The following is a 26,591-nucleotide window of genomic DNA, read 5'->3' on the forward strand; positions in this document are numbered from 1 at the left end:
GGAGCGTGTGCAGCCTACGGAACCGGTGGGGGCCGAGGCCGACGGGCCGTACTTCTTTCTGAGTTACGCCCATGTGCCGCGCGACGGGTCCGACCGGGCCGACCCCGATCTGTGGGTGCACCGGCTCTTCCGTGATCTGTGCGACGTCGTTCTGAACCTGACGACCGTGCCCGCCGGGGGTGCCGGGTACATGGACCGGTCGATGCGCGCGGGGGAGGATCTGAGCGACGAACTCGCCAGGTCCCTCGCGCACTGCCGGGTGTTCGTGCCGCTGTACTCGCCGCGCTACTTCATCAGTCCCTGGTGTGGGCGGGAGTGGACCGCGTTCGGCCGCCGGCCCGGCTCGATGCCCGGCGCTGTGGTGCCCGCGCTGTGGGCGCCGGTGCTTGAGCACCGGTTACCGTCCTGCACGCGGGACGTTCCCCATCCCGAGCACGAACACACCCAGCGCTACCGGGAGTTCGGGCTCTACGGGCTCGCCAAGCTGCGGTCGTTCCGCAGCGACTACGAGAAGGACGTCCACACACTCGCCCGGCGGATCGTCGCGGCCGGGGACGCCGTCGACGTCCCGCACGGAGACGGCGGCAAGGACAGCCTGGACGCCGCGCGGGACGCGTTCACGCACACCGCGCAGAACGCGTTCACGCACACCGCGTCCCCGCGCCCGGCCGAGCCCCGGCCCCGGCCGACCACCCGGCGCCGCCTGCGCATCAGCGTCGCCGCCGCCTCCTGGACGAACCTCCCCGAGGGCCGCGACCCCGCGTACTACGGGCGCACGCCCCTCGACTGGCGGCCCTACCACCCCGCATCGCCGTATCCGCTCGGCACGTTGGCGTCCGACATCGCCGAGCGGCTCGACTTCCAGCCGGATGTGCGGGAGTTCGACCACCGGGCCGCGCCGGCCGACGGGCCGGAGGTGCTGCTCCTGGACCGCTGGCTGCTGCGCGACCCCGGACACCGGGCCCGGCTGGGGGAGTTCGACGCCGCCGACCGGCCCGCGACCGGCGTCGTCGTCCCCTGGAACGGCGCCGACCGCGACGACGAGGCGGACGGGCGCAGCGTCGCCGCCGAGGTCGAGGCCGTCCTGCCCCGCCGCACCCGCCGCCAGCGCCAGGCGGGCCGCCCGCCGGTCCTCGGCCCCGACCCGGCCACGTTCAGCCGCCAGCTCCCGCGCGTGGTGCACTGGGCGGCGACGGAGTACCTCAGACGAGCCCCGGCCCGCCTCCCGCCCGGCGACGGGCCGGAACGCTTCCGGCTGGGCGACGCGGGCCGGCAGGAAGGCCGAGGCCGGCCGGGACCCCGGAACCCGTGGCAAAGCCAGGGCGACGGGGAGAGCGAAGGTCGCCAGGGTCCCTCGGACCGGCTGGAAAGCCGTGGCCGCCAGCAGCCCCCCGGCCGGCAAGGGACCCCCGGTCCCCCGGAAGACCCGGGCCCCCAGCAACCCCCGACCCCCCAGCAACCCCCGAACCACCAAGCTCACCAGCGCCACCGGGGCAGCCCTTCGGCGGCGCCCGACCGTCGTCGTGCCGAGGAGGAGGGACCGCGATGAGCAGCCTCGACGAACAGGGTGGCCGCGCAGGCCGCATCGTGACGTTCTACTCGTACAAGGGCGGCACCGGCCGCACGATGGCGCTGGCCAACGTCGCCTGGATCCTCGCCGCCAACGGCAAACGCGTCCTCGCCGTGGACTGGGACCTGGAGGCGCCGGGCCTGCACCGCTTCTTCCACCCCTTCCTCGACCCGGCGACGGTCGGCGCCACGACCGGCGTCATCGACCTGCTCACCGAGTACGCGTGGGCCGCCACCGACGACGACGGCGAGGGCCGCCCCGACGACTGGCACCGCGAGTACGCGCGCGTGCAGCGGCACGCCGTCTCCGTCGACTGGGCCTTCCCCGAACCCGGCACCCTGGACCTGGTCACGGCGGGCCGCCAGAACCGCGACTACTCGGCGATCGTCGCCACCTTCGACTGGGACAACTTCTACGACCGCCTCGGCGGCGGCCTCTTCTTCGACGCCCTGCGCGACGACATGCGCGCCAACTACGACTACGTCCTCATCGACAGCCGCACCGGCCTCTCCGACATCGCCGACATCTGCACCGCCCACCTCCCCGACGTCCTCGTGGACTGCTTCACCCTCAGCGACCAGTCCATCGACGGCGCGGCGTCCGTCGCCCGGGACATCGGCGAACGGTTCCGCCCGCGCAACATCCGCATCCTGCCCGTGCCGATGCGCATCGACGAGGGCGAGAAGGAGAAGGCGGACGCCGGACGGATGCTCGCGCGCGCCAAGTTCGACGGCTGGCCCGCCGGTCTGACGGACGATCAACTGACCACCTACTGGCTGTCGGTGGAGATCCCCTACCGGCCGTACTACGCGTACGAGGAGACCCTCGCGACCTTCGCCGACGAGGCCGGGAACCCGATCTCCCTGCTCGCCGCGTTCGAACGGCTCACCGCCGTGGTCTCCGCGCAGGCGGTCACCGCGCTGCCCCGCATGGACGAGGAGCAACGCCTCGGCGTCAAACGGAAGTTCGTCCGCACCCGCGCCGCGCTCCCCGCCGACCTGCACCTCAGTTACGTGTCCGAGGACCGCATGTGGGCGGAGTGGATCACCGCCCTGCTCTCCCGCGCGGGCTTCCGGGTGACCCCCCGCTACGCGGGCGGCGACGGCGACGGCGCCGACAAGCCCGCCGACCGTACCGTCGTCGTCCTCTCCCCGGCCTACCAGCGCTCCGCGCGCGCCCGCCAGGTCTGGGAGACCGCCACCGGCAACGACCCCACCGGCCGGCGCCAGGTCCTCGCCGTACGCGTCGGGGACATCCGGCCCGCGCCCGCGTTCACCGACTGGCCCAGCGTCGACGTCGTCCGCACCAACGAGAAGACCGCGGCGACGTCCCTGCTGCGCGCCCTCGGCAAGCCCCCGCTGACCGGCGACCTCACCGACGACACCGTCGGGACGGCCGCCGCCCGCTTCCCCGACACCCAGCCCCGCTTCTGGAACGTGACCCCCCGCAACTCGTCCTTCACCGGCCGCAGCGCCCTGCTGGAGAGGCTGCGCGACCTCCTCGGCCCCAGCGGCACCGGCGGGCGCAGCGCCGCGTACGCGCTGTACGGGCTCGGCGGCGTCGGGAAGACGCAGATCGCGCTGGAGTACGTCCACCGGTTCGCCGCCGACTACGACCTCGTCTGGTGGATCTCCTCCGAGCGCAGCGAGTTCGTGGTCTCCGCGCTCGCCGACCTCGCCCCCCGGCTCGGCCTGCGCGGCGGGGAGGACGCCGCCCAGGTCGCCCAGGAGGTCCGCGACCACCTGCGGCAGTCCGGGCCCGCGCTGCGCTGGCTGCTGGTCTTCGACAACGCCGACGAACCCCAGGAGGTCAGCCATCTGCTGCCCGGCGGCAGCGGACACGTCCTGATCACCTCCCGCAACCAGACCTGGCTCCAGTACGGCGAGGCCCTGGAGATCGACCCGTTCCTGCGCGAGGAGAGCGTCGAGCACCTGCTGCGCCGGGCACCCGACCTCAGCGCCGAGGACGCCGACCGGGTCGCCGCCGCCGTGGGGGACCTGCCGCTCGCGCTCGAACAGGCCGGTGCCTGGCTCGCGGAGACCGCCACCCCGGTCGACGACTACCTCCTCGAACTCGACCGGCAGGCCGAGCACGTCCTGTCGCTCAGCCAGCCCGCCGGCTACCCGCAGCCCGTCGCCGCCACCTGGAACGTCTCCATCGAACGCCTCAAGGAACGCTCCCCGGCCGCCGTACGCCTGCTGCAACTGTGCGCGTTCTTCGCCGCCGAACCGATCTCCATGAAGCTGCTGTACGGCGACGAGATGATCCGCGTGCTGGCCGCCGAGGACCCCTCGCTCCAGGAGAAGATGGTCCTCGGCCGGGTCATCCGCGAGATCGGCCGGTTCGCGCTCGCCAAGGTCGACCGCTCCCAGCAGAGCACCATCCAGGTCCACCGCCTCGTCCAGGCCGTCATCCGCTCCCAGCTGACGCAGCGCGAACAGCTGGAGGCGCAGCACGTCGTCCACCGCATCCTCGCCGGGGCCCGCCCCTCCGGCGAGGAGCCCATCGACGACCCCGAGAACCAGCCCACGTTCGCCGCGATCTGGCCGCACCTCGACGCGTCCGAGGCGAGCATCTGCGACGACCCCGAGACCCGCCAGCTCCTCATCGACCGCGTCCGCTACCTGTGGAAGCGCGGCGAACTCCCCGCCGCCATCACCTTCGCGGAGAGCCTGCGCACCCTGTGGGAGGAGAAGCTGGAGGACTCCCGGGCGCGCATCGCCGAGTTCGCCGAATTCCCCCTGGAGCCCGACGACGCCCCCCGGCTCCCGGCGCAGTCCGGCGGACGGCCGCCGCGCACCCTCACGGAGGAGCGCCTCTACCTCACCAACCTCCGGATCCAGCTCCTGCACCTGCGCTTCCACATCGCCAACATCCTGCGCTCCTTCGGCAAGTACGTCGAGGCCGAGCGGCTCGGCTCCGACGTCCTCGCCCAGCAGCGCTCCCTGCTCGCCCCGGACCACCCGCACATCCTCATGACCACCAGCGGCCTCGCCACCGACCTCGGCTCCGTCGGCCGCTTCACCGAGGCCCTCCAGATGGCCGCCGAGGCATACCTCGGCTTCAAGGAGGCGTTCGGCGAGGACCACCCGCGCACCCTCAGCGCCAACAACAACCGCGCCGTGTGCCTGCGCCTGCTCGGCCGCTACAACGAGGCCCGCGACGTCGACCAGGAGATCTACGACCGGCGCCGCAACGACCTCGGCGCCAAGCACCCGCACACCCTGATCAGCGTCACCAACCTCGGCCGCGACCTGCGCGAGACCGGCGAGTACGACGCCTCGATCTCCCTGCTGCGCGGCGGCCACGCGGCGTACGCCGAGACCTTCGGCGAGCTGTACCCGGAGACGCTGCGCAGCGCCAAGAGCCTCGCCGTGTCGCTGCGCAAGGCCGGGCTCGTCGACGAGGCCCGCGCCCTCACCCACCGGACCCGCGAGAACTACCGCCTGCGCGAGACCCCCACGACCACCCCCGACGTCCTCGACTGCACCCTCAACTACGCCGTCGACCTGTACGCCACCGGCGCCCGCGAGGAGGCGCTCGCCCTCACCCAGGACATCGTCAGGCAGTACCGCCTCGCGCCCGGCGAACGCCATCCCGCGACCCTCGCCGCCCTCAACAACTGCGGGATCTTCCTGCGCGGCGCGGGCCGCGTGCAGGACGCGCGGGTGCTCCTGGAGGGCAACTACGCCACCTTGCGCGAGGTCCTCGGCGACGCCCACCCGTACGTGCTGGCCTGCGCGGTCAACCTCGCCAACACCCTCGCCGAACTGGAGGAGCTGCACCGCTCGGAGGAGCTGGAGCGGCTCGCCGTCACCGGGTTCCAGAAGGCGCTCGGGTACAAGCACCCGGACACGATCGTCTCCCGCGCCAACCTGGCGGTGACCCTGCGGGCCCTGCGGCGCATACCGGAGGCCGACCAGTTGCAGGAGAGCGCGCAGGCCGACCTGGAACGGCTCCTCGGTGAAGGGCATCCGCACACGGTGAGCGTGCGCGAGGGCAAGCGCATCCATCGGGATCTGGAGCCACCCCTCATCTGACTGCCCGTCAAGTCTGCGACGGTGCCAGCCGGTTGGGGCCGCCCGACAGCCATGTCACGATGTCCGGCAGCACCCGCAGCGCCGCGAAGTGCGCCGCCCTCGGATGCACGACGACCGTACGGCCCGGGATGTGCTCCGCCAGCCACCGCGTGTGGCTGGCCGGCGCGAACACGTCCTGCTCGCCGTGCCACAGCAGCACCGGTACGGAGATCGCGTCCAGGGCGAAACCCCACGGCGCGCAGAACGACAGCGCGTCGTCCACCCAGCCGTCCGCCGAGACGCTGAGCGCCTCCGCGTAGCTGCGGATCAGCATGGAGCGGATACCGGCGTCCGCGATCACCCTGAGGTCCGACTCCGTGAGCTCCCACCGGAGCTGGGACAGCAGCTTGCGCGGGTCGGCGCGGATCGCGACCGAGCGGGCGCGCAGGCTCGCGGCGAGGTGGTCGGGGCCGGTGACGGCCTGCGCGTACTCGTGGACGTTCGACGCGGACATCCCCGCGAACCAGTCCAGGCCCGCCGCGTCGCGCGGGGCCAGGCTCACCAGGACCGCGACGCGCGTCACCCGGCCCGCGAGCAGCGCCGCGCAGGCCAGGGCGTGCGGGCCGCCGCCGGAGCGGCCGGCCACCGCGAAACGCTCCACGCCGAGCGCGTCCGCGATCGCCGCGACGTCCTCGGCGACATGCGCGACCGAGCGGCCCGGGAGGCGGTCCGAACTGCCGTACCCCGGACGGTCGTAGGTGATCAGACGGACCCGCCGGTGGTAGAGCAGCATCGGGCGGGGCGCCGGGCCGATCCGGCTGCCGGGGGTGCCGTGCAGCAGGAAGACGGGAAACCCGCGCGGATCACCCGCGATCTCCACCGCCAGCCGTCTGCCGTCCCCCGTGAACACCTCGGTACGCATCCGCGGCCCTTTCTGAAAAGAAGGAAGCCCCCGTCAACTGCGGTACACGCTGCGGTCATCTCCCATGGTGACCCAGATCATCCGGGTGCGTGCGGGTGTTGGCCTTTTCGGGCGGTGACTCCGGCCGGGAAGCGACCTTCAACTCCGGGTCGGGACAAGGTCGATGAGGCGGGCCGCAGCTTCCTCCGCGAGCGGCGTGAGGCGTTCGTGGACGCGGCGGAACGTCTTCTCCGCGCCGTCCGCCGGCCAGTCGGCGGGGAGGTGGCGCACCGGGAGGCGGGGGTCGCGGCGGATGATGTTCAGCCAGTCCGTCTGGAGCAGCAGGCGGCGTGCCAACGCGTCGTCCGCCGACGGGAGTTCACCCTCCCAGCGCTGCCAGCGCTCCTTGAACGCCGCGTACCGGGACGCCAGTTCGCCCAGCTCCCAGGTCTCCTCGATCATCGCCGTGATGTCCGTGCCCGCGTCCGCCTGCGCGCGGAACACCTTCACGTGCGCGGACAGCCCCAGCTCCTCGACCAGCTCGGCGACGTCCACCTCGCCCGGCGCGATCCACAGCCCGCTGAACAGCGGACCGAACCCGTGCCAGGCCAGCTTCGAGCGCAGGTCGTGCCGTTGCCGCTGCCACGACTCCGGCAGCGAGAACCCCAGCAGCGTCCACGAACCGTCCCACCGCCGGTTCACCGCCCCCGTGTGCCACACCCGCCGCTCCCCGTCCCTGAGCACGGCCTCGGAGTGCGCGGTCAGCCCGAAGTACATCCGCCGGCCCTCCCGCTGGCGCCGCAGCAGCCCCCGGTTCACCATCCGGGTGAGCGTCGACCGCGTGGCCTGCTCCCCGACCCCGGCCCGCGCGAACACGTCGATGACGCTGCCGGAGTACACACAGACGGAGCGCCCCAGTACCTGATCACCCAGGAACGTGAGCATCAGGGACTGGGGCCGCACCGATTCTTCCGTGGTCACCCGGCCAACCGTACGGCGGTACGGGTCAGCGCACCACGTCCACGAAGATCGGGTTCGCGTAGAACCAGGTGTCCGTCCACGGGTCGCCGTCGCCCGGCGTGTGGGGGATCGGGCCGCGCGGGTCGACCGACGCGCCGAGGTAGCCCGTGCCGGTGCGGTTGCCGTCGCTGCCGCGCAGCCGGAGGTAGAAGGAGTCGTCCTCCACCGTGACCGGGATGCGCAGGGTGTACGTCCCCTTGAGGCCGGAGACGTCCTTCGTGCGGACCACCTTCGTGTCGGGGGCCTTCCAGGTGTCGGCGTCCGTGACCGGGCCGGTGACCGTGCCCCGGATGACGTCGACGTGGGCCAGCTTCGGGAGGATGCCGTGGGGGTTGACGCGGGACGCCGTGGTGACCGTGATCTCCAGGGTCAGCTTCTCGCCCTTGCGGACCCGCAGGCGCCCTCCGAGCGTGACGCCCCGGCCGTGGCTGTGCTGACGCTTGAGGCGGACCTCCAGACCGTCCAGCAGGTGGCCGTGGTCCGCCCAGACCCGGCCCGCGCGCATACCGGCCATGACCGCGCGGTAGCCGTAGCGGGTGACACCGACGTGCGTACGGCTGAACTGGCCCGGCCAGAAGTCGCTGCCCGGCTGCGGGGACGTCGTGTCGACCGGGTCGGGCAGCTTGCCGGTGTTGTCGAAGTTCCGCCCGGCCGGCCAGTCGCCGTTCTTCCACGTGTCGAAGACGACCCGGTGCGCGTCGGAGTTGCTGGTGATCGAGTACAGGCCGCCTTCTGCCAGCATCGAGTCCCAGAGCCCCCCGACGGTCGCCGTCGCCCAGTCGAAACCGCCGTACGTCAGGTACGCCTCCTTCGGGTACCCCGCGAAGGAGTTCGCCGACGGCGCGTTCTCGTACTCGCCCCGGATCGAGTTCGCCCCGCGCCAGCCGGGGATCGCCGCGCCCTGAGCACCCGGCGCCCCCTCCATGCCGATCATGATCTCGGGGGCGGCGTCGCGCCAGGCCCGCAGTTCGTGCGGGGAGTCGATGCCGAGGCGCAGCGGGTGGTTGGCGAGCACGAGCACGTCGTCCACGTAACCGGTACGGCGCTGCTCGGCCAGCCACTTGATCGCCTTGACGGCGTGTGCCTCGTTGCGCGCGGTGTTGGGGTTGCCGGGGGCGCCGTCGGTGTACTGGAGGAGCTTGCCGTCGTAGGCGCTCTCGAACCGGGTCAGGACGTCGACCTCGTTGGGACCCGGCGGCGTGAACACCGTGCAGTGCTCGGCGGCCGGGATGTACCACTCCAGGCCCTGGAAGATGAGCTGACGCGGGTTCTCCTTGCGGGCCCTGAGGATCTCCGCGTGCTCCAGCGGGGCGCCGTACTGCGCGTGCCCGAAGTTGGAGTGCTCGGTGAACACCATCCAGTCCAGCCCGAACTCGGCGGCCTTCGCGGCGAGCTGGGAGAACGTGTACTTCGCGTCGTGGCTGTACACGGAGTGGATGTGGTGGTCGCCGACGAGGTAGGCGAGGCGCGGGTCCTCGCCCCCGTAGCCGTGGCCCCTGCCGGCGGCGGAGGCGGGGGAGGCCAGCGCCGGGGACAGCGCGAACGCCGCCCCGAACAGGCCCGCGCTGCGCAGGAGTCCGCGCCTGGAGACGCCCTGCGGATCGAGGTCGGCGGGCGCGACGGAGGGGTCGGCCCAGGTGGGGAGCTGTTGCTCGGTCATGACGGGTCTTCCTGAGGAGGGCTTTCCGGGGACGGTCAGTGGTTCATGAACTGGCTGACGGGCAGCGCCCGTTCGACGATCCGCACATCACCGAGGCGCGCGTGCAGGATCTGGTCGATCTTCCCGGCGTACTCGTAGCCGCCGAGCAGCCACGGCAGCCCGACCGAGGTGATCCCCGTGGACACGGCCTTGGGGTTGCGCACCACCGGGCACCCGTCGACGTACAGCGTCGTGTGCTTCCCGTCGTTGACAACGGCGACGTGCCACCAGGTCTCCAGCGGCGTCTGCTGGCCCCAGTTGGTGGCGATGCCTTCCTGGTTCAGCGGACGCATCGCCCACTGCGGCTCGCGGTCGTTGGACAGCGACAGCGTGGCCAGCGGCTCGTCCGGGTCGTCCCCGGTCTTGTGCGCGGCGCCGCCCGTACCGGTCCGGCTGACGATCCCCGACCACGCGTGGTGGGACGGGTCCCAGTCGGCGGGCAGGCGGTAGAACGCCTCGATGGTGTACCCGTTCTTGAACACGGCCTTGTTGATCGGCGCCGAGGGGACGGTCTTCAGGTAGGCGCCCTTCAGCGGCGACTTGAACCCCTGGAACTCCAGGCTCCCGTGCCCCGGCTGGTCGGGGTGGTGGTCGGCGGACCAGCCGAGGGCGCCGCCGCCCACGCTCACCTGCGTGAGGTCGTTGCCCTTCCCCGACAGATCGCGGACCGTGCCGCTCGCCGCCTTGTCGAACCGCCAGTACGCGACCGTCCCCCGCACGAGCATCCGGGACACTGGCCGCGCCGCCCGCACCGGCGCCGGGGCGAAGCCCTCGAAGCGCGCCGCGAAGTCGATGTCGACGCTGAACCGGTCGGCGTCACCGCTGAGTTCGATCTCCTGCCGCTCGAACTCGTTGAGCCCCTTCTTCGCCCGCCCCAGGATCCACGGCGACACCGTCTCGACGTCGATGACGTTCCGGTCGAGGTCGAAGCGGTACAGCCGGATCATCGCCGCGCCGCCGAAGTACCGGTTCTGATAGTTCGTCAGATGCAGGTGGACGTCGTTGCCCGCGCTGTTCTTGCGCGTTGCGCGTCCGGCGGGCCAGTAGTGCCCGTTCAGTGTGAGGAAGATCTGGTCGTGGTCCTTGACCAGCCGGTCCCACAGCTGCTGCCCGTAGTCCGACAACTGGTCGTCGTCCACGACGAGTTCGTGCGTCGTGAGGATCACCGGCGTCTTCGGGTGCTGGGCGAGGACGCTCTTCGCCCACGCGTACCCCTGGTCGGACAGCCGCCAGTCCAGCGCGAGGACCAGCCACTGACGGCCGCCCGCGTGGAACAGGTGGTACGTGTTGTAGCCGTCCGGGGACGCCCCGCCGAAGGTCGGCTTGGACGCGAACCGCTTCGGCCCGAACGCGTCCAGGTAGGACGAGGCACCGCGCTGGTCGGTCGTCGAGGATTTCACGTCGTGGTTCCCGGCCAGCACGCTGTAGCCGACACCCTTGCGGTCCAGCAGCCTGAACGCGTCGCCGATCGCCGAGAACTCGGCGGCGGCCCCGTTCTGCGTCAGGTCGCCCAGGTGCGACAGGAAGACGATGTTCTCGTCCTTCCCGTGCTCCAGCAGGTACTTGAGGGACGCCTCGACGGGCTTCGCGTCGATGCTGGGCCCGTCGAAGAGGTACTGGGTGTCGGGCATCACGGCGAGCGTGAACCGACGGCTCTTCGCGTCGGGACGCCAAGAAGCCTGAACCTTCTCGGCGGCCGAGGCGGAACCGGCCGGCAGCGCGACCCCGGCGGTCGCGGCGGCGCCGAGCAGCGCCGTCGCGCGCAGGAAGCCGCGCCGTCCGGCACCGGCCTGCGGAGCCTCGCAGGGCTCCTGGCCGGAAGAGTCATGGGCATGCGAAGTACACACAGGTGCTCCGGTGGTGCTGAGGAAGAAAGGGGAGGTGAGCGTTACAGCACGCGCAGGGTCCAGCTCCAGTGATGGCAGCCCGTCGCGACCAGGTAGGAGGGGAAGGTGTCGGGCCCGCACGAGGCCGTGCCGAGCCCCCGGTGCGCCGCGTCGACGTGCACCACGCAGCCCGCGCGCGGCACGAGTTCGTCGTGGTGCGCCGCCGCCGTCAGGTCGCCCGCGCGGTGGCGCGTGACGGAGACCTGGCGCGGGGAGTCCAGGGTGACGGCGAGCCCGGTGGCGTCCGGCGCGGACAGGGTGAAGCGCCGTACGCCGTGCCGGCCGCCGCTCTCCTGCGGGCGCAGGTACGGCGTGAACAACCGGTCGACGGGCTGCGCGTGGTGGCCGACGGGAGCGCCGGCCGCGCGGTCCGGGTACGACTCCCAGGGGCCCTGCCCGAACCATTCGAGCAGGTCGAGCCCGGGCACCGTCTCGAAGACCGACCCGACGCGCGCCACGTCGTGGAACGCCTCGGGCACCTGGGCCGACTCGTCGACGTGGATGCCGCCCTCCACCGGCGTGAGGATCTGCCGGTGCCGTACGACACCCGTCGCGCCCGCGTACTCGGCGTCCACGATGACGACCGCGCCGTCCCGCTGCACCGACACCACCTCGCGCACGAGCCGGTCGAGCCCCCACGCCCGCCAGCGCGCCGCGATGCCGCCCAGCTCGTCGTTGTCGGTGGGCGCCCGCCACAGCGAGAGCACCGGCGCCGAGGTGAGCAGCGGGTGGACGAGCAGCCCGTCGCCGTCGATCTCGACCCGGCCCCTCACCACCGGTTTCCCGGCGGCCGAGGGCCCTCGCAACCGCACTTGCGGCACGCAGATCTCGGTCCCCGCCGGCGCCCACGGCAGCTCCTCCGCCGTCGTCACCCGCAGGGTCAGCCACGCCTCGCCGCCGTCCTGAGGCAGCGTGAACGGCACGGGTACGACACCGGAGTCACCCGGCGCCAGATCCGGCAGTTCTGCCACGGAGACGAGGTCGGTGCCGTCGGCGAGCGACAGCCGCCATTCGGCGTCCAGCCAGTCGAGACCCCGGAAGTGCTGGTGGTTGGAGACCACGAGGTCGCCGTAGTCGTCCAGCTCCAGCCGGACCGGCGCCGCGATCTCCCGGTGCTCGAACAGCACCGGCTTCGGGGTCCGGTCCGGGAAGACGACGCCGTCCGCGATGAACGCGCCGTCGTGATCGGGTTCGCCGAAGTCACCGCCGTACGCCCAGCGGTGGCCGGGTCCGGCGACGCCGCTCTCGTAGAGCCCGGCGCCCCCACGCCCGGCCGGTCGTCCGTCGTTCACACGTTGGAGGATTCCGTGGTCCCAGAACTCCCAGATGAACCCGCCCTGAAGTCCAGGCGTTGACTCGATGGCGGACCAGTGGTCCGCGAGCGTGCCGTTGCTGTTTCCCATCGCGTGCGAGTACTCGCACCAGATCAGCGGCTTCGTCTGTGTCCCCGAGCGGGCGTGCGCGACCACCTCGTCCAGCGAGGCGTACATCGGGCAGGCGATGTCGGAGGCGTCCGAGGCGGCGGCCCAGTCGAGCTTCGCGGCGCCCTCGTACTGAACCGGTCGAGTCGGATCGTGCCGGCGCACCCAGCCGGCCGCCGCGTCGTGGTTCGCCCCGTAGTCCGACTCGTTGCCCAGCGACCAGACGATCACCGACGGGTGGTTCTTGTCCCGCAGCACCATCCGCGAGACCCGGTCCACGAAAGCGCCCAGGTAACGCGGGTCGTCGGTGATCTCGTGCGCGTGGTCGTGCGACTCGACGTTCGCCTCGTCGACCACGTAGACGCCGAGTTCGTCGGCGAGGTCGTAGAACGCGGGGTCGTTCGGGTAGTGCGAGGTGCGGACCGCGTTGAAGTTGAACCGCTTCAGCAGGGCGAGATCGGCGCGCATGTCCTCGTACGACACCGTCCTGCCCGTCAGCGGGTGGAAGTCGTGCCGGTTCACCCCGCGCAGGAACACCCGCACGCCGTTGACCAGCAGATCCCGGCCGACGATCTCGACGTCCCTGAACCCCACCCGGTGCCGGGAGACGTCGGCCACCGAGCCGTCGGCGCGATGCAGGCGGACGGAGAGACCGTACAGCACCGGCGTCTCGGCGCTCCACGGCCGTACGCCGGTGACCTGGTGGTTCAGGCGGACTTCGCCGAGGAACGCGGAGACGCGGCCGTCCTCCTCGTTGAACCGGTCGAGTTCGGCGTCCTGGGTGAGGAGGGCGCCGTTCAGCTCGCCGGTGACGTACCAGCCCTCGGGCAGCTCGCCGCGCGCGTCCCGCACCGTGCAGTCGACGCGCAACGCCCCGTCGGCACCGGCGCGCACGTCGACGTCGGCGAGGTGCAGGGGGTCGGTCGCGTACAGGAGGACGGACCTCGTGATGCCCGCGTGCCACCACTGGTCCTGGTCCTCGATGTGCGAGACATCCGACCATTTGACGACCGTGAGGCGGACCAGGACGCGCTCACCGGGACGCGCGAACTCCGTGATGTCGAAGTCGGCCGCGAGGTGCGAGTCCTTCGAGACGCCGACCGGGCGGCCGTCCACGTGGACGAGGAGCACGCTCTCGGCGGCACCGACCTGGAGGACGATCCGCTTGCCGGTCCAGTCGGCCGGGACGTCCACGACCCGCTCGTACACGCCCGTCGGGTTCACGGCGGGCACGGACGGCGGGACGTCCGGGAACGGCATCCGGACGTTGAGGTAGACCGGCGGGTCGTCCGTGTGCTGCATGGTCCAGGCGCCCGGCAGGGTCTGCGAGGACCAGGCGCCGCCGAGCGCCGCGTCCGGCGACGGCAGGAGCTGGAAACGCCACTCGCCGTCCAGGGACAGGGCCCCGGGACGGCGGTCCACGGCGGACATGGGCGACCGCCCCCAGGAGGTCACCTCGGGTGACTCCCAGGGGCGGAGCGCGGACAGCGGGTCCATCACTTGATGGCCCCCTTCGCGAGGTCTCCGATGATCTGGCGGGCGCCGATCGCGAACACGATCAGCAGCGGGACCAGCGCGAGCAGCGCGCCGGTCATGACCATGCCGTAGTCCGTGGTGCCGTGCGTGCCGTTGAGCTGCGACAACGCCACCTGGAGGGTCACGTTGTCCGGGTTGGTCAGGGCGATCAGCGGCCACGCGTAGTCGTTCCACTGGCCCATGAACGTGAAGATCCCGAGGAACGCGAGCCCGGGACGCACCACCGGGAGCGCGACGTGCCAGTACTGGCGCATGAAGTTCGCGCCGTCGATCCGCGAGGCGTCGAGCAGCTCGTCGTGGATCGCGCCCCGCATGTACTGGCGCATCCAGAAGATGCCGAACGCGTTCGCCGCCGCCGGGACGATCAGCGAGGTCATCGACCCGATCCAGCCCAGCTTCGCCATGATCACGAACTGCGGGATCGCGGCGAGCTGCGCCGGGACCATGAAGATGACCATCATCAGCGCGAACAGCACCCTGCGGCCCGGGAAGGGGAACTTCGCGAAGACGAACGCGGCCAGCGAGTCGAAGAACAGCACCAGCACGGTCACGCTGGTCGCGACCAGCAGCGAGTTCCCCATCGACCCGAAGAAGTCGATCGAGTCGAAGAGATTGCGGACGTTCTCCCCGAAGTGCGAGCCCGGCAGCAGCTTCGGCGGATAGGAGAAGATCTCCGACGAGGTGTGGGTCGACATGATGACGGCCCAGTAGAACGGGAACGCCGACAGCAGCAGCCCGATGACCAGTACGGCGTGCAGCGCGATACCGCGCCTGCGGGAGCCCTTGATGGAGGACATGGCGCGCGGCTCCTAGTCTTCGCCCCGGCGCTGCACCAGGCGCCAGTTGACGATCGAGAAGATGATGACGACGAGGAAGATCCCCCACGCCACGGCGGCGCCGTAGCCGAAGTCGTTGTTGTCGAAGGTCTGCTGGAAGAAGTAGAGGACCATCGTCTGGCCCGAGTGCCCCGGACCGCCCGCGTACGTCGAGTCGTTGGCCGTCGACTGGAGCAGCACCTGAGGCTCCGAGAACGACTGGAGCCCGGTCACCGTCGACACGACCAGCACGAACAGCAGCACCGGCCGCATCATCGGCAGCGTGATCCGGAAGAACGTCTGGAACGGGTTCGCCCCGTCGACCTTCGCCGCCTCGTACAGCTCGCCCGGGATCGTCTGGAGCCCGGCGAGGAAGATGATCGCGTTGTAGCCGGTCCACTGCCAGGTCATCAGCGTCGCGATCGCGACCTTGATCCCCCACGGCGTGTTCAGCCACGCCACCTGGTCAAGACCCACCGCCTGCAACAGGGCGTTCATCAGGCCGAAGTTGGTCGAGAACACCGACCCGAAGATGATCGCCACCGCGACCACCGACGTCACGTTCGGCAGGAAGTACGCGAACCGGTAGACGTTCTTGAACCGCACGGCCGAGTTCAGCATCACGGCCGTCACCATCGCCAGGAAGATCATCGGGAACGTCGCGAGCGCCCAGATGACGATCGTGTTCCCGATGGAGTTCCAGAAGTCCGTGTCGGAGATCAGGTACCGGTACTGCGCGAGCCCGGCCCACTCCATCGACCCGAGCCCGTCCCAGCGGTGGAACGAGACGTACAGCGAGAACCCGACGGGGATCAGGCCGAAGCCGAGGAACAGCAGGTAGAAGGGGGAGATCGCGGCGTACAGATGCCAGTACTTGCGCCAGCCCCTCTTGGGCTGGGCGGCCGTCGTTCTTTCGACGACGGGAGGCTTCTGGAGGGCGGTGGCCATCAGTAGCTCACCCCCAGGTGCTTCGCGATCCGGCGGCACTTGCTCATGGCGTCCTTCCAAGCCTGCTCGGGGTTCTTGCCGAGGACGCCGACGTTCTTGATCTCGTCCTTCAGGGGCTGGCCGAGCGCGATGTCGAACGGGCTGTTGTAGGCCACCGGGATCTTCTGCGCGGCCGGGCCGAAGACGTCCATGGTCACCTGCCCGCCGAAGAACGGGTCGGGCTCGGTCAGCTTCTTCATGCCGTACGACGCGGGCGTCGACGGGAACAGACCCGCGTCCACGAACCCCTGCGCCTGGTTGTCGGCGTCCAGCAGCCAGGTGATGATCTCGAACGCCTTCTCCGGCTCCCGGCACTCCTTGGTGATCGCCAGGAACGAGCCCCCGATGTTGGAGGGCCCGCCCGGACAGTTCGCCACCCGCCACTTGCCGGCCGTCTTCGGGACGCCCTGCTTGAGGTCGCTCGTCGACCAGGACGCGTTCAGGTTCGACGGCAGCTTGCCGTCCTCCTGCGCCGACAGCGCGTCCGGCGTGCCGCTGACGATGCTGGAGACGATCCCGCGCTTCTTCGCCTCCACCGCCCGCGCCCACGCCGTACGGACGTGGTCCTCGTCGCCGATGAAACGCCGGTCCTTGTCGACGTACTGCTTCGTGCCCTGGTTCATCGACATCGTGAAGACGCTGGTGATGTCGGTCAGCAGGAACGTGCCGGGAAGCCGCTTCCTCAGCTGCTCACCGGCCGCGAAGAACTGCTCCCAGGTCGCGATCTCCCGTGACACGTCCGCCGGTTCGGAGGGGAGGCCCGCCTTCGCGAACACGGCGGGCTGGTAGTAGTGCGCGACCGGGCCGCAGTCGATGGGGAAGCCCACCATCGTCCCGTCGTCGGCGACCCCCTGGTCCCACTTCCACGACAGGTACTGGCTTTTCAGCTTGTCGGCGCCGAGCGTGCGCAGGTCCACGAACTGGTCCGCGTTCGGCAGGTAGGACGCCATGTCCTCGCCCTTGAGCCCCGCGATGTCCGGGATGTGGGCCCGGCCGGCCATGGTCGTGATCAGCTTCGAGCGGTAGTAGCCGCCGATCTGGATCGCCTTCAGGTCGACCGAGGGGCCGTACCGCTTCTTGGCGTTCTTCACGACGGTGTCGCTCAGGCCGCCGTTCCAGTACCACAGGACCATGTTGTCGCCGGTCGAACCGGCCGGTACCGCGCAACTGGACGCGAGGCCGCCCAGCGCACCGGCGGCCCCGGTGGCCAGGCCCGCACGCAGCAAGCCTCTTCGTGAGAGCCGCACAGCTCCCACCGCCTTTCGGATCTGTTCTGCACTACTCGGGGGGTATCAAGGGGGGGTTCAAAGGGAGGGGCTCAAAGGGGGGTTCTCAAGGGGGGTTTCTGAGGGGGGTCTCAAGGGGGGTCTCAAGGGGGGTCTCTGAAATGAAACCGACGGACCGTCAGGTCAGCCGCGCCGGAGGCGTCACCGGCGCGTACCGCACCGGCCGCCCCGGATCGGCGGGCAGCCGGTCCGTCAGGAAGCCGTACGCGTGCCGCAGTCCGGGGTCGGTCACCGACCGCCACCAGCGGTCCACGCCGTACCAGCCCGGCGCCGCGAGCGCGCCGCCGTGGTGCTGTACGGAGAGCCCCGCGGCCAGCACCGCGAACTTGAGGCGCTCCTCCAGCGGCCACCCGCCGAGCGAGGCCGCGACGAAGCTCGCGCCGAACACGTCACCGGCGCCCGTCGCGTCCAGCACGTCCACCGGGAGCGCGGGGACCTCGGCGTACTCGCCGGTCGTCTGGTCCACGGCCACCGCACCCTCGCCGCCGCGCGTGACGACCGCCACCGGCACCAGCTCGGTGAGCGTGCCGAGCGCCGCGACCGCGCTGTCCGTGCGGGTGTAGGCCATCGCCTCGCCCTCGTTCGGCAGGAACGCGTAGCACAGGGCGAGCTGGTCCAGCAGGTCCCGCGACCACTCCTGGGTGGGGTCCCAGCCGACATCCGCGTACACCCGCGTGCCGTTCGCGGCGGCCTTCGCGATCCACTCGCGCGGCTCGGCCTCCAGGTGCACCAGCGCGGTACGCGCGGCGGGCGGGGCGGCCATCAGGACGTCCTGCGAGTACGGGGGCTCCTGGCCGTGCGTGACCAGGGCGCGGTCGTCGCCGTGCGCGAGGGCCACCGTCACCGGGGTCGGCCAGTCCTTGGCGACCCGGGACAGCGTGAGGTCCACGCCCTCCTGGCCGGCGATGACCTCCTGGCAGTACGCGCCGTAGAAGTCGTCGCCGAAGACCGTCGCGAGCTGGGTGCGCAGGCCGAAGCGGGAGGCGGCCACCGCGAGGTTCGCGATGCCGCCGGGGCCGCAGCCCATACCGGCCGTCCAGACCTCCTCGCCGGGCGTGGGCGGCTTGCCGAGACCCGTGAGGACGAGGTCGTAGAAGAGCAGACCGGTCAGCAGGACGTCGGGGCGGTCGTCGTCCACGGGGGTGTCGGTGTCGTCCACGGGGGTGGCGCCTCTCGTCGGAACGTTCGTCAGAACTGTTCACATTCGGTGCACGGAATCGTGCGCTCTCTTCCAGATCTGGTCAATAGTCGAGCAGAAATGAGCATGGATTTGATTGAAGATGACGAGTAGTGTTCGTGTCGTGCTGGCAGAACGACGACATCAACTCATCCTCCGGGCCCTGCGCTCCGGCGGCCCCGCAGCTGTCACCGACCTCTCCGAGCAGCTCGGCGTGAGCCCCGCGACGATCCGGCGCGACCTGGTCAAGCTGGAGGAGGACGGGCTCCTGACCCGCGTCCACGGCGGCGCGGTCGCCGAGGAGGGCGACCAGCCCTTCGCCGAGGTCGCCGGGGTCCGCGTCGCCGAGAAGGACGCGATAGCCGCCCGCGCGGCGGCGATGATCGGCAGCGGACAGTCGGTGCTGCTCGACATCGGCACCACCGCCTACCGGCTCGCCCGGCAACTGCACGGCCGCCGCCTCACCGTCATCACCAGCAACCTCGTCGTCTACGAGGAACTGGCCGACGACGAGGGCATCGAACTGGTCCTGCTCGGCGGGGTGGTCCGCCGCGACTACCGCTCCCTGGTCGGCTTCCTCACCGAGGACAACCTCCGCCAGCTCCGCGCCGACTGGCTCTTCCTCGGCACCAGCGGAGTGCGCCCCGGCGGAGAGGTGATGGACACGACGGTCGTCGAGGTGCCGGTCAAACGCGCGATGATCAAGGCGAGCGACAAGGTCGTCCTCCTCGCCGACCGGGCCAAGTTCCCGGGCACGGGCATGGCGAAGGTCTGTGGTCCAGAAGATCTGGACGTGGTGGTGACGAACGCCCCGGTCGACCCGGTCACCCGCTCCTCCCTGGCGGAGGCGGGTGCCGAGGTGATCGTGGCAGGAAAGGTGCAAGCGTGAAGCTGACGATTCTGGGCGGCGGCGGATTCCGGGTGCCGCTCGTGTACGGCGCGCTCCTCGGCGACCGCGGCGAGGGCCGGGTGACCGAGGTCGTCCTGCACGACCTGGACGCGGGGCGGCTGGAGGCGGTCACCAGAGTCCTCGCCGAGCAGGCCGCCCCGGTGCCGGACGCGCCGGTGGTCACCGCCACCACCAGCCTCGACGACGCCCTCCGTGGCGCCGACTTCGTCTTCTCCGCGATCCGCGTCGGCGGCCTCGAAGGCCGGGCCAACGACGAGAAGGTCGCCCTCGACCAGGGCGTCCTCGGCCAGGAGACGGTCGGCGCGGGCGGCATCGCGTACGGGCTGCGCACGGTGCCGGTCGCCGTCGACATCGCCCGGCGCGTCGCCCGGCTCGCCCCGGACGCCTGGGTCATCAACTTCACCAACCCGGCGGGCCTCGTCACGGAGGCCATGTCCCGCCACCTCGGCGACCGCGTCATCGGCATCTGCGACTCCCCGGTGGGCCTCGGCCGCCGTATCGCCCGCGTGCTGGGCGCCGACCCGAACGACGCCTACATCGACTACGTCGGCCTCAACCACCTCGGCTGGGTACGAGGGCTGAAGATCGCCGGACGCGACGAACTGCCCCGCCTCCTCGCCGACACCGACCTGCTCGGCTCCTTCGAGGAGGGCAAGCTCTTCGGCACCGACTGGCTCAAGTCGCTCGGCGCGATCCCCAACGAGTACCTGCACTACTACTACTTCAACCGCGAGGCCGTCCGCTCCTACCAGGAGGCCGAGAAGACCCGCGGCGCCTTCCTGCGCGACCAGCAGGCCCAGTTCTACGACGAGGTCGCCGCGCCCGGCGCGCACGCGCTGGACGCCTGGAACCGCACCCGCGCCGAGCGCGAGGCGACGTACATGGCCGAGAACCGGGAGACCGCCGGTGCCGGTGAACGCGACGAGGACGACCTGTCCGGCGGGTACGAGAAGGTCGCCCTCGCCCTGATGCGGGCCATCGCCCGCGACGAGCGCACGACCCTCATCCTCAACGTCCGCAACCGCCACACCCTCTCCGTGCTCGACACGGACGCGGTCATCGAGGTGCCCTGCCTGGTCGACGCCAACGGCGCCCACCCGGTCGCCGTCGCGCCCCTGCCCGGCCACGCGGTCGGCCTGGTCAGCGCGGTCAAGGCCGTCGAGCGCGAGGTGCTGGCCGCCGCCGAGTCCGGCGCCCGTACGACCGCGGTGAAGGCGTTCGCGCTGCACCCGCTGGTCGACTCCGTGAACGTCGCCCGCAGGCTGGTGGAGGGCTACACGGCCGTTCACCCCGGTCTCGGGTACCTCAAGTAAGCTCCCGGCGGAAAGCGTCCGGAAAGCGCTTTCTACGGTTGGTCCGGTATCTCTCCCTGGAGACCTCTCATGCATGACGAACGCCAGCGGATCGAGGAGCGCGTGGAGCGCCTCCACACCCAGCGCATCAAGCCCGCGATCTACGCGGCGACCGTCCCCTTCGCGGTGGAAGCCTGGCAGGCCCCGGGAGAGCCGGTGTCCTTCGAGGAGGCCGCCGCCGCGCCGTACACGCCGTTCGCGATGGACACCCCCTGGGGCCCGCCGTGGGGCACCACCTGGTTCCGGATGCGCGGCACGGTCCCCGCCGAGTGGGCGGGCCGCCGCGTCGAGTCGGTCATCGACCTCGGCTTCGTCGGCGACTGGCCCGGCAACCAGGCCGAGGCCCTCGTCCACACCGTGGACGGCACCCCGCTGAAGGCCGTCAACCCGCTCAACCAGTACGTCGCCGTCGCCAACCCCGCCGTCGGCGGCGAGGAGATCGACTACCTGGTCGAGGCCGCGTCCAACCCGGACATCCTGGCCGAGAACTTCTCGAAGATCACGCCGATGGGCGACATCCTCACGGCCGGCGACAAGCCGCTCTACACCTTCCGGCACGCGAACCTCGCCGTCCTCGACGAGGAGGTCTGGCACCTCGACCTCGACGTGCAGGTCCTGCGCGAGCTGATGGTCGAGCTGGGCGAGCACGACCCGCGCCGCCACGAGATCATGCACGCGCTCGACCGGGCGATGGACGCGCTCGACCTGGACGACGTGGCGGGGTCGGCCCCGGCCGTACGCGAGGTGCTGAAGCCGGTGCTGGCCAAGCCCGCCAACGCCTCCGCGCACGTCATCTCGGGCGTCGGCCACGCCCACATCGACTCCGCGTGGCTGTGGCCGATCCGCGAGACGAAGCGCAAGACGTCCCGCACCTTCTCCAACGTGACGTCGCTGGCCGACGAGTACGAGGAGTTCGTGTTCGCCTGCTCGCAGGCCCAGCAGTACGAGTGGGTGCGCGACAACTACCCCAAGGTGTGGGCCCGCATCCAGGAGTCCGTGAAGAAGGGCCAGTGGGCGCCCGTCGGCGGCATGTGGGTCGAGGCGGACGGCAACCTGCCCGGCGGCGAGGCCGTCGCGCGCCAGCTCATCCACGGCAAGCGGTTCTTCATCGAGCACTTCGGCATCGAGACCAAGGGCGTCTGGCTGCCGGACTCCTTCGGCTACACCGGCGCCTACCCGCAGCTCGCCAAGCTCGCCGGCAACGAGTGGTTCCTCACCCAGAAGATCTCCTGGAACCAGACCAACACCTTCCCCCACCACACCTTCTGGTGGGAGGGCATCGACGGCACCCGCATCTTCACGCACTTCCCGCCCGTCGACACCTACAACGCCCGCTTCAGCGGCGAGGAGATGTCCCGCGCGGTCCGCCAGTACCGCGAGAAGGGCAACGCCAACCGCTCGCTCGCGCCGTTCGGCTGGGGCGACGGCGGCGGCGGCCCCACCCGCGAGATCATGGAGCGCGCCCGGCGCCTGAAGGACCTGGAGGGCTCCGCGAAGGTCGAGATCGAGCACCCCGACGAGTTCTTCGCCAAGGCCCGCGCCGAGTACCCCGACGCCCCCGTCTGGGTCGGCGAGCTCTACCTGGAGCTGCACCGCGCCACCTACACCTCGCAGGCCCGCACCAAGCAGGGCAACCGACGCAGCGAACACAAGCTGCGCGAGGCCGAGCTGTGGGCGACGACGGCCGCGCTGCACGCACCGGACTACACCTACCCGTACGAGAAGCTCGACCGCCTCTGGAAGACGGTCCTGCTCCACCAGTTCCACGACATCCTGCCCGGCTCCTCCATCGCCTGGGTGCACCGCGAGGCCGAGGCCGAGTACGCCCGTGTCGCCGAGGAGCTGGAGGAGCTGACCGCCGAGGCGATCGACGCCCTCGGCCACGGCGGCCTGCGCGTCTTCAACACCAGCCCCTACGACCGCGCCGAGGTCGTCCGCACCCCGGACGGCACCCGCGCCTACGTCGAGGTGCCGGCCGGCGGCAGCGCGGTGCTGACCGACTCGGAGGCGCCGCACCCGGTCACCGTGGACGGGCTGACGCTCGACAACGGCCTGGTACGCGTGACGTTCTTGGAAGACGGCACTCTGGGCTCGGTGTACGACCTGCGCGCCGGACGTGAAGTCCTCGCCGAACCCGGCAACCTGCTGCGCCTGCACACCGACCTGCCCAACTACTGGGACGCCTGGGACATCGACAAGCACTACAAGAACCGGTACACCGACCTGCTCGACGCGGACTCGGTGACCGTCGTCGAGGCGGATCCGCTGATCGGCGCCGTGCGGATCGAGCGGTCCTTCGGCAAGGGCTCGACGATCGTCCAGACGGTCACCGTCCGCGCCGGCAGCTCCCGCATCGACGTCGAGACGGACATCGACTGGCACGAGGCCGAGAAGATCCTCAAGGCCGCGTTCCCCATCGACATCCGCGCCCCGCACTCCTCCGCCGAGATCGCCTTCGGCCACATCCAGCGCCCCACCCACACCAACACCACGTGGGAGTCGGCCCGCTTCGAGGTCTCCGGCCACCGCTGGGTCCACCTCGCCGAACCCGGTTACGGCGTCGCCGTGCTGAACGACTCGACGTACGGCCACGACGTGTCCCGCACGGTCCGCGAGGACGGCGGCACCACGACCACCGTCCGCCTCAGCCTGGTGCGCGCCCCGCGCATCCCGGACCCCGGCGCGGACCAGGGGCGCCACCGCTTCACCTACTCCCTGCTGCCGGGCGCGAGCATCGCCGACGCGGTCGCCGAGGGCTACTCCCTCAACCTGCCGCTGCGCCTCGCCGAGTCGACGGGCGCCGCCGAACCGGTCGTCTCTGTGGACGGCGAGGGCGTGACCGTCGAGGCGGTCAAGCTCGCCGACGACGGCTCGGGCGACCTCGTCGTCCGGCTCTACGAGTCGAGCGGCGGCCGTGCGGAAGGGACGCTGCGCACGTCGGTGCCGATCGCCGGGGCGCAGATCACCGACCTGCTCGAACGGCCTTCTCAGGACGTGGAGTTGGCGGCGGACGGGTCGGTGGCGGTCGCGCTGCGGCCGTTCCAGATCCTGACCCTGCGCCTGCGGCGCGCATGACCCCTGCGGGACGGGCACTCGGCGGTGCCCGTCCCTCGGGACTCCCCGAACACCCCTATGTGGCCTAGGAGTTCAGCCGTGCCCATGCAACCCTGGTTCACCGACGCCAAGTTGGGGATCTTCGTCCACTGGGGCATCTACGCCGTGGACGGCGTCCCGGAGTCCTGGTCCTTCTACGACGACATCGTCCCCTACGACCAGTACGTCTCCCAGCTCGACCGGTTCACCGCGTCGAAGTACGACCCCCGCGCCTGGGCCGACCTGTTCGCCCGCGCCGGGGCCAAGTACGCCGTCCTCACCGCCCGCCACCACGACGGCGTCGCGATGTGGGACACCGAGCACAGACACCTGGGCCTGGACCGGGACTTCCTCACCGGATACGCCGACGCGCTGCGGGAGAAGGACCTCAAGGTCGGCCTCTACTACTCGCACTCCGACTGGAGCCACCCCGACTACGCGACGACCCGCAAGCCGGGCCGCCCGCCGGAGCAGGAGGACAACCGGTACTCCGAATGCTCCGCCGAGGACGAGGACCTGGTCGCCTGGGAGAGGTTCATCGCCTACCGGGACGGCCAGATCACGGAGTTGGCGTCCCGCTTCCGCCCGGACCTGATGTGGTTCGACGGCGAGTGGGACCGCAGCGAGGAGCAGTGGCGCATCCCCGAACTCGCCGCGCTCATCCGGTCGTACACGCCGGACGTCGTCTTCAACGCGCGGATGCTCAGCGAGGGCGACTACGCGACCCCCGAGCAGGGCGCCCCCATCGTGCCGCCGGACGGGCCGTGGGAGCTGTGCCTCACGATCAACGACTCGTGGGGCTACCAGCACCACGACGACAACCACAAGTCCCTTGCCCAGCTGGTCCGTTACTTCACGGAGACGATCGGCGGGGGCGGCAACCTGCTCCTGGACGTCGGCCCGATGGAGGACGGCACGATCCCCGCACCGCAGGCCGAGCGCCTCGAAGGGCTGGGGGAGTGGATCCGCAGGCACGAGGAGGCGGTGTACGGGACCGGGCGCGGGCTTCCGGCGGGGCACCACTACGGCCCGAGCACCCTCTCCGCCGACGGGCGCACCCTGTACCTCGTCCTCTTCGACGCGCCGCGCGCGGAGATCGGCGTACGGGGTCTGGCGACCGGCGTGCGAAGGGTGCGGGTCGTGGGGTCGGGCAAGGAGCTGGGGCACCGGGTGGTCGGGGGGCTGCACGACGCGGTGGGTGTCCTGTGGATCGACCGGCCGGAAGAGGCGGATCTCGATCCGTACGCCACTGTCCTGGCCGTCGAGCTGGAAGGCGAACTGGAGCTGTACCGGGGAGCGGGACGGTTCTGAACGTCATTCGGGTCGGCCGGTCGCTCCCCGTGACAGCGGCCGACCGACCCGATCCCCCGATCGCTCCACGGACCTCCCGTACCCCGTTCGGTCCCCCGTGAGGTCCATGGAACTTGTGGTGCTCCCCCTTGTGGTGCTTCCCCAGGAACGTCGGCGCTTCCCCCGTCGAGCCCCCCTGCGCCCACATGAGTAAGAGCGCCCACCCTGCCCCCTGATACACCCCCACGCAAAAAAATCTCCCCCAGTTTTCCGTGACCGGGGGAGATGAGGGATGACCTGCGTCTGCTCAGGCGGACGCGGTGGCCTCCGAGGCGACCGTGCTCTCCACGACGGCCTCGCTCTCCACCAACGCGGCGGGCGCGGCGACCGCCGGGAGCACCGGCTCGTCCACCCGATGCTGCGGCAGCGTCACCGGCCGCAGCTGACGCGGTCCGGAGACGACCGTGTAGTCCTGTCCGAGGAACGGCGGCGCGATCTCGCCCGGGTCCTCGCCGAGCGCCAACTGCACAGCCGCCCAAGGGGCGTTGACCCCGCACTGCGAGAGCTGGTGCAGCCCTCCGGCGGGCCGGGTGTTGACGTCCATGAGGACCGGCTCGTCGCCGAACATCCGGAACTGGATGTTGGACAGGTAGTGCAGCCCGAAGCCCTCGGCGATCAGCCGGGCAGGCTCCAGCCACCGCTGGTCCAGCGTGAACCCGCGACGGCGCCCGTTCTTCGTGCGCCCGATGGACATCCGGACGATGTTGTCGGGCCCGGTGAGGCAGTCCACCGACACCTCGGGCTGCTCCAGGCGCGGCATGACGATCCAGTCGACCTCTTCCTCGGCCTCCTCCAGCGCGGCCGTCACCATGTCCAACGGGACGTAGGGGGACGGGAATCCGGTGAGGTGCGAGAGCGAGAAGGGGGAGCGCGTGACGACGCGGAAGCCCACCCCGCCCGCGCCGGACGCCGGCTTGAAGCACGCCTTGTGGCCGTCGGCCTCCAACGCGTCGACGGCGGCGACCAGTTGCCCGGCGTCACGGACCCGGAACCACGGCGGCACACTCACGCCGACGGCGCGCACGGCCTCGTACGCCACGATCTTGTCCTCGAAGACGGCCACGGCCTGCGGCGTCGGCGCGAGCAGCGCGGTGCCGACCGCCTCGAAGTCCGCGCGGTGCGCGACGACCGCCGACTGGTGCAGGCGCGGCACGAACACGTCGATGGAGCGGCGCGCGCACTGGTCGAGCGCGAACTCGACGTAGGCGGCGGGGGAGAGGCCCTCGGGCTCCAGGTCGGCGGTGTCGGCGGCGGCCAGGACGGGGGAGTCGGCGTCGCCGTGCGTCGCATGGATCTCCACGGCGCGGTCGCTGGGATTTCTCCGCAGCTGATCCATGAAGAAGACGTTCTCCGCGTACGTGCGGTTGAGCCAGACGCGTACGCGAGAGACCATGCGAGGCCGCCTTTCAGGGTTCGCGGGCAGGGCGAAGCGGGCCCGGCCCGGGCAGAAGGTTGGAGGGACACCAAACCGCCCTGCGCGAAGGGAAGTTCATGGCGGTGGTGTTGGAGGCGATCATACGGCCTGCGGGGGGTACCGCGTGCAACACGCGTGTTACGGATTCCCGGGTC

The 26,591-nt window shown here is 71.0% G+C and carries 16 protein-coding genes; 6 read left to right on the forward strand and 10 right to left on the reverse strand.

What is annotated here, in order from left to right; translation table 11 throughout:
* Nucleotides 1-7: 7 nt before the first annotated feature.
* Both ACQCO7_RS35525 and fxsT read left to right on the forward strand, forming a co-directional pair.
* On the forward strand, nt 8-1,549 hold the full coding sequence (locus ACQCO7_RS35525; protein WP_464075656.1) for a TIR-like protein FxsC: 1,542 nt from the start codon (nt 8-10) through the stop codon (nt 1,547-1,549).
* Nucleotides 1,546-5,610: an FxSxx-COOH system tetratricopeptide repeat protein gene (fxsT, locus tag ACQCO7_RS35530; protein WP_464075657.1), complete on the forward strand. Its 4,065-nt coding sequence runs from the start codon at nt 1,546-1,548 to the stop codon at nt 5,608-5,610. Before ACQCO7_RS35525 ends, fxsT begins: the two co-directional genes overlap by 4 nt.
* Before the next feature lie 7 nt (nt 5,611-5,617).
* Here the strand turns inward: fxsT and ACQCO7_RS35535 are convergent, their stop codons facing one another.
* From ACQCO7_RS35535 to ACQCO7_RS35575, 9 genes are all read right to left on the reverse strand, one after another.
* Nucleotides 5,618-6,511, reverse strand: coding sequence for an alpha/beta fold hydrolase (locus tag ACQCO7_RS35535; protein WP_464075658.1), 894 nt, complete (start codon nt 6,509-6,511; stop codon nt 5,618-5,620).
* A 138-nt stretch (nt 6,512-6,649) separates the two neighbouring features.
* Nucleotides 6,650-7,471, reverse strand: a complete 822-nt coding sequence (locus ACQCO7_RS35540) for a PaaX family transcriptional regulator (protein ID WP_464075659.1) — start codon at nt 7,469-7,471, stop codon at nt 6,650-6,652.
* 25 nt (nt 7,472-7,496) lie between these two features.
* Entirely contained in the window at nt 7,497-9,170 is a 1,674-nt protein-coding gene (locus tag ACQCO7_RS35545) for a PHP domain-containing protein (RefSeq protein ID WP_464075660.1), read from the reverse strand.
* 35 nt (nt 9,171-9,205) lie between these two features.
* Nucleotides 9,206-11,056, reverse strand: coding sequence for a LamG-like jellyroll fold domain-containing protein (locus tag ACQCO7_RS35550; RefSeq protein WP_464075661.1), 1,851 nt, complete (start codon nt 11,054-11,056; stop codon nt 9,206-9,208).
* Between the two features lie 41 nt (nt 11,057-11,097).
* Complete coding sequence (locus ACQCO7_RS35555) at nt 11,098-14,013, reverse strand: glycoside hydrolase family 2 TIM barrel-domain containing protein (RefSeq protein WP_464075662.1); 2,916 nt, start codon at nt 14,011-14,013, stop codon at nt 11,098-11,100.
* Nucleotides 14,013-14,849: a carbohydrate ABC transporter permease gene (locus tag ACQCO7_RS35560; RefSeq protein WP_464075663.1), complete on the reverse strand. Its 837-nt coding sequence runs from the start codon at nt 14,847-14,849 to the stop codon at nt 14,013-14,015. Before ACQCO7_RS35560 ends, ACQCO7_RS35555 begins: the two co-directional genes overlap by 1 nt.
* Nucleotides 14,850-14,861: 12 nt before the next feature.
* The gene (locus ACQCO7_RS35565) at nt 14,862-15,815 is read right to left on the reverse strand and encodes a carbohydrate ABC transporter permease (protein ID WP_464075664.1); all 954 of its coding nucleotides are present in this window, start codon (nt 15,813-15,815) and stop codon (nt 14,862-14,864) included.
* On the reverse strand, nt 15,815-17,101 hold the full coding sequence (locus ACQCO7_RS35570; RefSeq protein WP_464075665.1) for an ABC transporter substrate-binding protein: 1,287 nt from the start codon (nt 17,099-17,101) through the stop codon (nt 15,815-15,817). The genes ACQCO7_RS35565 and ACQCO7_RS35570 overlap by 1 nt, the downstream gene beginning before the upstream one ends.
* A gap of 157 nt (nt 17,102-17,258) precedes the next feature.
* Complete coding sequence (locus ACQCO7_RS35575) at nt 17,259-18,278, reverse strand: carbohydrate kinase family protein (RefSeq protein WP_464077367.1); 1,020 nt, start codon at nt 18,276-18,278, stop codon at nt 17,259-17,261.
* 163 nt (nt 18,279-18,441) lie between these two features.
* Between ACQCO7_RS35575 and ACQCO7_RS35580 the strand changes: the two genes are divergently transcribed.
* The 4 genes from ACQCO7_RS35580 to ACQCO7_RS35595 all read left to right on the forward strand — a co-directional run bounded on the left by ACQCO7_RS35580 (nt 18,442) and on the right by ACQCO7_RS35595 (nt 24,983).
* Nucleotides 18,442-19,206 (forward strand): DeoR/GlpR family DNA-binding transcription regulator, encoded by a 765-nt coding sequence (locus ACQCO7_RS35580; RefSeq protein ID WP_464075666.1) that lies wholly within the window; start codon nt 18,442-18,444, stop codon nt 19,204-19,206.
* Nucleotides 19,203-20,540, forward strand: a complete 1,338-nt coding sequence (locus tag ACQCO7_RS35585) for a 6-phospho-beta-glucosidase (RefSeq protein ID WP_464075667.1) — start codon at nt 19,203-19,205, stop codon at nt 20,538-20,540. The genes ACQCO7_RS35580 and ACQCO7_RS35585 overlap by 4 nt, the downstream gene beginning before the upstream one ends.
* Nucleotides 20,541-20,609: 69 nt before the next feature.
* Nucleotides 20,610-23,654 carry an alpha-mannosidase gene (locus tag ACQCO7_RS35590; RefSeq protein WP_464075668.1) on the forward strand — a complete coding sequence of 1,015 codons (3,045 nt, stop codon included), beginning with the start codon at nt 20,610-20,612 and terminating at the stop codon, nt 23,652-23,654.
* Between the two features lie 24 nt (nt 23,655-23,678).
* The gene (locus ACQCO7_RS35595) at nt 23,679-24,983 is read left to right on the forward strand and encodes an alpha-L-fucosidase (protein WP_464075669.1); all 1,305 of its coding nucleotides are present in this window, start codon (nt 23,679-23,681) and stop codon (nt 24,981-24,983) included.
* Between the two features lie 286 nt (nt 24,984-25,269).
* Here the strand turns inward: ACQCO7_RS35595 and ACQCO7_RS35600 are convergent, their stop codons facing one another.
* On the reverse strand, nt 25,270-26,415 hold the full coding sequence (locus tag ACQCO7_RS35600) for an ATP-grasp domain-containing protein (protein ID WP_464075670.1): 1,146 nt from the start codon (nt 26,413-26,415) through the stop codon (nt 25,270-25,272).
* Nucleotides 26,416-26,591 lie beyond the last annotated feature (176 nt).

The organism is Streptomyces saintjeani, assembly GCF_055409605.1.

Coding starts and splice junctions, on each gene's coding strand:
- fxsT (WP_464075657.1), top strand. CDS start 1,546: ATGAGCAGCCTCGACGAACAGGGTGGCCGCGCAGGCCGCATCGTGACG.
- ACQCO7_RS35535 (WP_464075658.1), bottom strand. CDS start 6,511: ATGCGTACCGAGGTGTTCACGGGGGACGGCAGACGGCTGGCGGTGGAG.
- ACQCO7_RS35545 (WP_464075660.1), bottom strand. CDS start 9,170: ATGACCGAGCAACAGCTCCCCACCTGGGCCGACCCCTCCGTCGCGCCC.
- ACQCO7_RS35555 (WP_464075662.1), bottom strand. CDS start 14,013: ATGGACCCGCTGTCCGCGCTCCGCCCCTGGGAGTCACCCGAGGTGACC.
- ACQCO7_RS35560 (WP_464075663.1), bottom strand. CDS start 14,849: ATGTCCTCCATCAAGGGCTCCCGCAGGCGCGGTATCGCGCTGCACGCC.
- ACQCO7_RS35565 (WP_464075664.1), bottom strand. CDS start 15,815: ATGGCCACCGCCCTCCAGAAGCCTCCCGTCGTCGAAAGAACGACGGCC.
- ACQCO7_RS35590 (WP_464075668.1), top strand. CDS start 20,610: ATGCATGACGAACGCCAGCGGATCGAGGAGCGCGTGGAGCGCCTCCAC.
- ACQCO7_RS35600 (WP_464075670.1), bottom strand. CDS start 26,415: ATGGTCTCTCGCGTACGCGTCTGGCTCAACCGCACGTACGCGGAGAAC.